Origin of the sequence: Nitratidesulfovibrio oxamicus, from assembly GCF_015731765.1 — a bacterium.
In the GTDB taxonomy this organism is placed as follows: domain Bacteria; phylum Desulfobacterota; class Desulfovibrionia; order Desulfovibrionales; family Desulfovibrionaceae; genus Cupidesulfovibrio; species Cupidesulfovibrio oxamicus.
The window spans coordinates 1-8,553 of the sequence record NZ_VRYY01000038.1; the positions used below are offsets into that span (position 1 = coordinate 1).

Consider the following 8,553-nt stretch of genomic DNA (forward strand, 5'->3'; position numbering starts at 1 on the left):
AGCACGCCCGCCTCGTACGCGGCGCGGCGCGCGGCCATGCAGGCGGCATAGGCCGCGCCCAGCGGGCGCAACAGGGGGGCGCAGGCTTTCTGCACGGCGGCGATGTTCATGACGCCGCCCCGATTGATCCGGGAAAGGGCAACGATGTGCGCATGCAAGCAAGTCTATCACGCGCGGGCGCGCTTGTCGCCGGGGGAATGCGGACGGAGGGCCGGGCGGGCCGCATCACGGCAAGGGGGGCAAGGGGGCAAGGGGGGCAAAGGGAGGCAAGGGCGGGCAAGGCAGGCTGAACAGGCGGAACAGGCGGAACAGGCGGAACAGGCAGAGCAGGCAGAGCAGGCAGGCGCGCGGCATCACGGGCATGGCGCGCCGTACCGGCATCATGCGAAAGGGGGGCTTGCGCCCCCCTTGGCAGTCACTGTCGATCAGGCAGGCGATGCCCGCGGCTAGTCGCGCGAAGAGCCGAACAGGCGCAGCAGCATCAGGAACAGGTTGATGAAGTCCAGGTACAGCGTCAGCGCACCCAGGATGGTGCCGCGCCGGATGGCGGTGGCGTCGTCCATGGGGGCTGTTTCGCCCATCATGCGCAGCTTCTGGCTGTCATAGGCGGTCAGGCCCGTGAACACGACGACTCCTATGGCGCTGATGACCAGCGACATGGCGGAACTGCCCACGAAAATGTTCACCACGCTGGCGATGAGAATGCCGATGAGACCCATGAACAGGAAGCTGCCCCACGAGGTGAGGTCCTTCTTGGTGGTCAGGCCGTAAAGGGACATGGCGCCGAACATGCCCGCCGCCGTGGCGAAGGCCTGAAACACCGTGCCTGTGGTGTAGGCCAGCAGCACCGCGGAAAGGGTGATGCCGTTCAACGCGCTGTACAGCACGAAAAGCCCGGTGGCAGCGCCGCCGGAAAGGCGTGCGATGCCCGCGCTGATGCCCATGACCAGGCCGATTTCGGCAAGGATCAGGCCGATCAGCACGAAGCTGTTGCCGAACACCAGTTGCAGCATGGCCGGGCTCGACGCCGTGAACCACGCGGCACCAGCCGTCACGGCAAGCCCCACGAACATCCAGTTGTATACACCGCGCATGAAGGCGTTGACGGTTTCAGCCCGCGCCCTCGTGGGTGCGGAGACCGTGCGTCCGAGCATGTCGAAACCTCCTGTAACGTTTGTGCGGAACAGCCATTCCGGCGGGTCCGGGAAAACATCGTGATTTTACTACGCCGTTCCAGTTTTGCTAAATAACAATCCTTTTCCCCCCTGACAAGGGCACGGGCCGCATCTTCCTGCGGAAGTTTCCGGCACGCCGCATCCCGTGGGCACGCCACGATCCCTGTCCTTGCCCCGCATCCTTCCGGCACACCACATGTTCTTCCGACGTGGGCCAGCTGCCGTACGGCTCCCGCCCGTCCGGCAGAGGCGCAGGCCGCCTCGCCCGGCCACGGCGAAAAAGCGGACGCCGCGTCGTAGCGCCCACGCCAGACACCGCGAAACCATGGAGAGTGAAGGGAACGGATACGCCCGGACGGGGAGAGAAAAAGAGGGAAAACGCGAAAAAATTGTCGGACATACGCGGGCAACAGCGGCCCGGCATCAGCCCGACGGGGGACGGCTACGGCGCAACCTCCACCGGCACGCGGCGCTCCATCACGGTGCGGGCCTTGGCCCCGCCGCAACTGGAGCGGGCCACCAGGGTCACGGTCAGGTCCAGTTCGTAGCGGCCCGGCGCGCTGAAGCGCACGTCCGACTCCGGGTACCCGGTGGTGGAAGATACCCGCCCGCCCTCCGGCCCGGCGGCCTTGTCGATGTTCACCACCGGAAACACGCCGGAAGGCAGGGGCGGCCCATCCAGCGCCACCACCACCGCAAGGGGCGCGCCCACGCGGGCAGAGGCGAAGGCATCCCCCCGCGGTCCCTGTGCCCCCCGTCCTTGCTGACCGCTCTGGCCGTTCCGGCCTCCCTGATCTCCCTGCCCTTCCGTATCTCCCTGACCGGGCAGGACGGGGGCCACCAGCCGCGCGACATGTTCCGCCGAAGTGAGCGGGCACGGCTCGGCCACGGGGGCGGCATCCCGCATGAGGACCACGGGAGGGGCAGAAGCAACGGCTGGGGCAGGCACACCAGCCGCCATGGCCGGTGCCGCGCCCGATGTCCTGCCCGGCGATCCTGCCAGCGCCCCGGCCAACGCTCCGGCAAGCACAGCCGCCACCAGCCAGATGCGCGGCATCGTCACGACGCAACGTTGTCCTCCGCCACGACGCGCGACCGGCCAGACGATGCGGAACCGCCGGAACGGCCCGGCGGGAGGGCATCCCCCCGGCGTTCCGGCTCCACACCCGCCCCCGGCGTATTGCCTGCGTTCTTCCACCACGACCTCCGCTCGCTTTCCGCCAGACACGCCCTTGTGCCCACACGCGACTTGGGTAAAGAATACCATAGCCGCGCAGGGGCGCAACGCACCGGGTACCCATCGGGTATGCCGCAGCGGGTTGGCTTTCGCCCCCCCCGGCCTTGCCGATCGCGCTCCGGGCATTCTCCGATCATGCCCGCCAGTTCGCGCCCGTTCCCGATGGACCCCGATGACTCCAAAACCGGACGCAGACCATCCGGAGTTTCCATGACCAACCACCGCCCCCGCACCCCCGCCGGATCCCCGGCCATCTCCAAAGCCGCCGGGGACAACTCCGGCAAGGCGTTTTTCACGGCGGCACGGCCCGTGCTGCTGGACATCGAAGGGCAGATGGAACTCTTCCTGGTTCGCTGGTCCGAGCGCATGCGCGAGGCGGGCTACCTGCGCCACACCACCGCCAAGCGGCAGGACTGCATCGATTCGCTGCTGGGATTCCTGCACCCACTGCGCGTCGCGCTGCACGCCGGGCTTGCCCCCACCTTTGGCGACCTGGTGCGCGAAATCGAAGACGGCGCAAGCACCGACGCCCCGCACGGCTGGGGGCATGACCTGCTGGCCTCGGCCCGGCGCCACCGCATGCGCGGCGTGACCGAGGCCATGTTCCTGGGCTGCTTCCACACCCTCGTGCACGCGGTGCTGGACGTGGTGGAGGCCATGCCCGCACCCCGCCGCGCCCGCAACGCCGCCGCACAGGTGGTGCGCCTGTACGGCGACGCCTTTTCGGTGCTGTTCACCCGCCACTGGGAATCCCGCCGGGCAAAAGTGGACACAGTCCAGTTGGACGAGGCAAACCGCCTGCTCACGCTGGAAAAATGCAAGGTGGAAAACTTTCTCGATTCCACCTCGGACATGGTGCTTGCCATCGACGCCGCGGGCATCATCACCAGCGTCAACCGCATCGCGCAGCAGCACCTGGCCGGGCGCGCGGTGCCGGGGCTGCCCATCTGGGCGGCGCTGGGGCTGGAGGGCGAAAGCATGCAGGACCTGCTGCGCTTCTACCCCCTGGGGGTCTCGTGCGAGATCACCCCCGCCGCCGCGCCGGACGTGGAGCCTGCCGCTGCCGCCGCCAACCGTCCCGAAGTGGGGCCGCCCCGCGCCGCGCAGGTGTTCCGCATGCGCATCTCGCCGCTCAACGCCGTCAGTCTGGCCAGCGACGGGTACCTGGTCATGCTTACCGACGTGACCAGCCACGTGCACCAGCGCGAGGCGCTGGAGCGGGTGGTGGCCGAACGCACCGAGGCCCTGCGCGAGGAAAAGACCCATCTGGAGGAAATGAACATCACCCTGCGCACCGTGCTGCGCAACATCGACGGCGAGCGCGCCGAGATCAACCGCGAGGTGGCGCGCAAGGTGCACGCCATGCTGCTGCCCGCGCTGGACCATCTGGAAGCGGACATGGAGCCGGAGGTGCGGCGCGGCTACCTGACCGTGATCCGCGACCAGCTGCTGCGCCTGGCTCCCGACAATGCCGGGCCGGACCCGCTGCTGCTGCGCCTGAGCCCGGCGGAAATGCGCATCTGCCAGTTCATCCAGGCGGGCAGCCCCACCAAGGACATCGCCAGCGCCCTCAACCTGTCCGTGGAAACGGTGCAAACCCACCGCAAGAACATCCGACGCAAGCTGGGCCTGCACGGCAAGGACGCCAGCCTGTGCGCCTTCCTGCGCAACGCCCCCGCCCCGCGCCAACCCTCCGGCGCGGAGTGATGAACGGATGTCCTTCTCGTGTCGGGCATGATTTTTTTCGTCATTGCCCGGCGCTCCCCAGCCGACAAACCTCTCTTGCGGCCAGCATGGCGTGCCGCCCCTCTTGCCGTCTTCTGCCAGCGCAACCGCCCGAACACCTGCACGCGCAAGGGGTTGCCCCCTCAATCCCGACCACGGCCTTCGCCACTCCCCTCCCCATCCGGACGTTTCCGCTCCGCATCGGGTAGTGCATCCTACCCATTATCACCCCATTTCATAGCCTTGTGACGGCAGATCTCCCGGACTAGCCTGCATATGTCCAGAAACAGGCCACTGTCCGCATCCGCCCCGTGCGGCCCGGACAATCGAGGAGATGCAATGGATCACATTTCCCTCACGCCCGGCACGCCCCGCGATGCATGCCTGTTGCGCGCGCTGCGCGACCTGTTCTCCGCGCGGAGTGCGCGCGACATACGTGCAGCCTCGCTGGCGCTGGATGCATGCCGCACCAGATTCGGGTGTTCTCGCGCCGTGCGCGGCACGCCCCCCTGCGCCCCACCCGGCGCGGACTCCATCGATAGCCCCGGCCACTGGCGCGATGCCGAATACGCCTTCAACCGGCTGTTCGTGGGCCCCATGGCCGTGCCCGCCCCGCCCTACGCCTCTGCGTGGCTGGAAAGGGAACCCCGCCTGATGGGCGAGTCCACCATGGATGTCCGCAACCTTTACCACGCCCTCGGGTATGCCGTACCCGACGAAGGCGCCACGCCCGACGACCACCTGAGCTTCGAACTGGACGCCGCACTGGCCCTGCTGACCCTGCGCGAAGCGGCAGACACCTTGCCGCCTTCTTCCGCTCCAGAGCCTTTCCCCCCTGCGCTCGCCTCCGACGCGCAGGAAGCATGGCGCTGGCTTGTGGCCGAGCACATGGGGGCATGGGTGCCGCGCTTCGTGCAGCACGCCCTGGCCGAACCCGACGTGCCGCCCGCCATCGCCCGTGCGTTGGCCATGCTGCTGTGCTGGCAGGAAGACGCGGCTGCGGCCTGCGCCCATCGCCACACCCCTTCAGCAAACGCCGATACGCCGACACCTTCCCTGTAACCGACGCAGCGGTACCTGTTCCCGCAGATCATGAAATCCACGGAGGTCATCATGTCCAAAACGACTGGCCCGACTGGCCCGACCGGCCCGACCGGCCCGACCGGCCTCAACGGCCCCGATGGCACCCCCTCGCGGGGGGGGGCGTCCCGTTCCCTGAGCAGGCGCAGCTTCCTCAAGGGGCTCATCGCATCCGGCGCGCTGGCCACGCTGCCCTGCTCGCTGCTGATGCCCCGCAGCGCATCCGCCGCGCCCTTCAGCAAGTCCGATTTCCAGATCTTCCGCAACGCCTGCCCGCGCAACTGTTACGACACGTGCAGCATCGTCACCTACGTCAGGGACGGGGTGGTCAAATTCGTGGAAGGCGCGCCGGAATCCACCTACACGGCGGGCGGGCTGTGCGTGAAAGGCTACAGCTACCCCCGTCGCGTCTACAGTCCCGACCGCATCAAGTACCCCATGGTCCAGGACGGGCGCGGCAGCGGCAACTGGCGGCGCGTCTCGTGGGACGAAGCCATGGAACGCATCGCCCGCAAGCTGCTGGAGATAAAGGAAAGGGACGGCAACCTGCTGGGCCTTGCCCTTACCAAATATTCCGGCAACTTCGGCATCACCAACTACGGGGTCGAGGGCATGATGTCCTCGCTGGGCTACACCACCCGCCTCGTGGGCACGCCCTGCTGGCCCGCCGGCATCGACGCCCAGAACTACGACCTGGGTGACATGTGGTGCAACGACCCGGAAGACATGGAAAAGTCGCGATACGTCATCATCTGGGGCGCCAACCCGGCGTGGTGTTCCGTGCATTCCATGAAGTACGTCTACGCCGCCCGCGACCGGGGGGCCAAGATCGTGGTCATCGACCCGGTGCTGACCCAGACCTCCGCCAAGGGCGATGTGGCCTGGCAGCCGGAAACCGGCAGCGACGGCGCGCTGGCGCTGGGCATGGCCCGGCACGTGCTTGACCTGGGGCTGGTGGACCGCGATTTCGTGACCAGCAACGCCGTGGGCTTCGAGGAATTTGCCGCCTATCTGCGCCAGAACGTCACCGTGGAATGGGCGGCGGAAAAGTCCGGCATTCCCGCCGACGAGATCCGCCGCGTGGCAGAGGAATTCGCCACCGCCAAGCCCGCCACCATCTGGATCGGCTACGGCATGCAGCGCCACGTCAACGGCGGGGCCGCCGTACGCGCCATCGACGCGCTGGTGGCCATGACCGGCAACGTGGGCAAGGTGGGCGGCGGCGCGCGCTACGGCCACCTGCAAACCTGGGGCTTCAACTACCACGCCATGATCCAGAAGGCCCCGGCGGGGTCCACCGGCTTCGTGGGCAAGGCTGGCCCCAAGGGCGAATTCGACGTGACCGCAGGTGCGGCGGCGGCAGCCGCCTACACCGACCGCGCCCTGAACATCAACAAGACCGCCCAGGAACTGCTGGACGCCCAGAACCCGCCGGTGCGCGTGCTGTGGTCATCGTGCAAGAACCCCTTCGCGCAGGACTTCGACCGCAACAAGCTGGAAAAGGCCTTCAACAAGCTGGAAATGGTGGTCAGCGTCGAACAGTTCTTCACCGAAACGGTGCGCCACTCCGACATCGTGCTGCCGGTGACCACCCTGTTCGAGGAATGGACCGTCAACGCATCCTACTGGCACTACTGGGTATCACTGAACGAGCAGGCCATCGCCCCCATGCACGAGGCCAAGTCGAACATCGAGATCGCGGCGCTGCTTTCAAAGCACATGAACCGCCTGTCGCCCGGTTCCTGCACCTATCCGCAGGACATCGACACCAGGGAGTGGATGGAGAAGGAATTCAACAAGGGCGTGTACGAGTTGCTGGGCATTAGCCACTGGCAGGACCTGCGCAAGGGCCCGGCCAAGGCGAAGATGCCGTCGTCCGCCTCGTGGAGCGACCGCAAGTTCAAGACGCCGTCGGGCAAGTACGAGTTCCGGTCCGACCTGTGCGCCAGCCACGGCCACAAGGCCCTGCCGGAGTACAAGGAAGGCCGCAAGCCCTACGCCCCCTATCGCCTGCTGACCCCGCACAGCAAGTTCGCCATCCATTCGCAGTTCGCCAATCTGGACTGGATGGAGGAATTCCAGAAGGAGCCCTTCGTCTACCTGAACCCCGCACTGGCCAAGGCCAAGGGCATCGCCGATCTGGACACGGTGCGGGTGTTCAACCCCAGCGGCGAGGTGAAGCTGCGCGCCAAGATCACCAACACGGTACCCGGCGACTGCCTGCTGATGTACGAGGCCTGGTTCCGCAAGCTGGACTTCAACGTGCAGAACCTTGTGGATGACGAGTCGGCGGACATGGGCGCCTACAAGACCGGCGCGCCCGGCGTGGCCATTCACGACCAGTTCGCCGACGTGGCGAGAGCATAGGAGGCGGCCCATGACCACGCAAAAGACATCCCTTCCCCGGCAGCGGGCATTCCTTGTCGACGTGGAGCGCTGCATCGGCTGCTTCACCTGCGCCATGGCCTGCAAGAACTACTATCATCAGGAAACCGGCGTGGTCTGGCGGCAGCTGTACCCGTTGGACGAGGCCATCTACCCTCACCGCGAGCGGGCCTTCTATTCGCTGGCCTGCAACCACTGTGAAAACCCCGCCTGCCTCAACGCCTGCCCGGTAAAGGCCTATGAAAAACGCGAGGACGGCGTGGTGGTGCATCATCAGGACCGCTGCATCGGCTGCGGCAACTGCATCCGTTCCTGTCCCTACGGCGCGCCGCGCTACAATCCGGTGCTGAAGAAGGCGGAAAAGTGCAGCCTGTGCCACGAACGGCTGGACGCCGGTGAGCAGCCCGCCTGCGTGCAGAGCTGCCCTGTCCGGGCGCTGCGGCTGGTGGACATCGCCGCCATGTCCACGGCGGACGCCGCCAACGTCGTGCAGTACCCGGCGGGGTACCCGGAAATGCCGCAGGTCAATCCGTCCACCCGCTTCATCATGCCCGGAACACCCCGCGTGGTGAGGAGGTAGCCATGCAGAACATCGAACTTCCCCTGGTGCTGTTCACCGTGCTGTCGCAGGCCGTCGTGGGCATGGCCCTGCTGCTGGCCGTCCGCTCGTGCGGCTGCGCGGGCGGGGCCTGCGCGACCACGCCGACCACAGCGGGAACGGGCGGCGACGCCCCCGGAAACCGTACGGAATGGCTGACCGCCACCATCGTCATGGGCGTGGCCCTGCTGGCCTCGCTGTTCCACCTCGGCCATCCGGAAGGGGCGGTGCGCACCCTGGCCCATCTGGAAAAGGCCTGGCTGAGCCGCGAAATTCTGGCCTTCGGCGCGTTCGCCGCGCTGTTGGCCGTGGCCGCCGTCACCGGCAAGGCGGGCGCGGGCCTGAGCGCCGCC

8 protein-coding genes are annotated in these 8,553 nt (G+C 67.3%); 5 read left to right on the forward strand and 3 right to left on the reverse strand.

What is annotated here, in order from left to right:
* Positions 1-225: 225 nt before the first annotated feature.
* The 3 genes from FVW20_RS01885 to FVW20_RS01895 all read right to left on the reverse strand — a co-directional run bounded on the left by FVW20_RS01885 (position 226) and on the right by FVW20_RS01895 (position 2,232).
* Positions 226-363 (reverse strand): hypothetical protein, encoded by a 138-nt coding sequence (locus FVW20_RS01885; RefSeq protein ID WP_196608054.1) that lies wholly within the window; start codon positions 361-363, stop codon positions 226-228.
* A gap of 83 nt (positions 364-446) precedes the next feature.
* Positions 447-1,154, reverse strand: a complete 708-nt coding sequence (locus FVW20_RS01890) for a Bax inhibitor-1/YccA family protein (RefSeq protein WP_196608055.1) — start codon at positions 1,152-1,154, stop codon at positions 447-449.
* A gap of 463 nt (positions 1,155-1,617) precedes the next feature.
* Entirely contained in the window at positions 1,618-2,232 is a 615-nt protein-coding gene (locus FVW20_RS01895) for a hypothetical protein (protein WP_231038782.1), read from the reverse strand.
* Between the two features lie 390 nt (positions 2,233-2,622).
* On the opposite strand from FVW20_RS01895, the gene FVW20_RS01900 reads away from it, so the two are divergent.
* From FVW20_RS01900 to FVW20_RS01920, 5 genes are all read left to right on the forward strand, one after another.
* Positions 2,623-4,119, forward strand: a complete 1,497-nt coding sequence (locus tag FVW20_RS01900) for a LuxR C-terminal-related transcriptional regulator (protein ID WP_196608056.1) — start codon at positions 2,623-2,625, stop codon at positions 4,117-4,119.
* 357 nt (positions 4,120-4,476) lie between these two features.
* Entirely contained in the window at positions 4,477-5,199 is a 723-nt protein-coding gene (locus FVW20_RS01905) for a molecular chaperone TorD family protein (RefSeq protein ID WP_196608057.1), read from the forward strand.
* A 153-nt stretch (positions 5,200-5,352) separates the two neighbouring features.
* Positions 5,353-7,584 (forward strand): molybdopterin-dependent oxidoreductase, encoded by a 2,232-nt coding sequence (locus FVW20_RS01910; RefSeq protein ID WP_196608061.1) that lies wholly within the window; start codon positions 5,353-5,355, stop codon positions 7,582-7,584.
* A 10-nt stretch (positions 7,585-7,594) separates the two neighbouring features.
* Entirely contained in the window at positions 7,595-8,182 is a 588-nt protein-coding gene (locus FVW20_RS01915) for a 4Fe-4S dicluster domain-containing protein (RefSeq protein ID WP_196608058.1), read from the forward strand.
* Positions 8,183-8,184: 2 nt separating this feature from the next.
* Positions 8,185-8,553: DmsC/YnfH family molybdoenzyme membrane anchor subunit (locus tag FVW20_RS01920; RefSeq protein WP_196608059.1), on the forward strand; the 369-nt coding region annotated here is incomplete at its 3' end.

Bases quoted from the DNA above. Each gene is read 5' to 3' on its own strand.
- FVW20_RS01885 (WP_196608054.1), bottom strand. From the start codon at position 363: ATGCCCGTGATGCCGCGCGCCTGCCTGCTCTGCCTGCTCTGCCTGTTC.
- FVW20_RS01890 (WP_196608055.1), bottom strand. From the start codon at position 1,154: ATGCTCGGACGCACGGTCTCCGCACCCACGAGGGCGCGGGCTGAAACC.
- FVW20_RS01895 (WP_231038782.1), bottom strand. From the start codon at position 2,232: ATGCCGCGCATCTGGCTGGTGGCGGCTGTGCTTGCCGGAGCGTTGGCC.
- FVW20_RS01900 (WP_196608056.1), top strand. From the start codon at position 2,623: ATGACCAACCACCGCCCCCGCACCCCCGCCGGATCCCCGGCCATCTCC.
- FVW20_RS01905 (WP_196608057.1), top strand. From the start codon at position 4,477: ATGGATCACATTTCCCTCACGCCCGGCACGCCCCGCGATGCATGCCTG.
- FVW20_RS01915 (WP_196608058.1), top strand. From the start codon at position 7,595: ATGACCACGCAAAAGACATCCCTTCCCCGGCAGCGGGCATTCCTTGTC.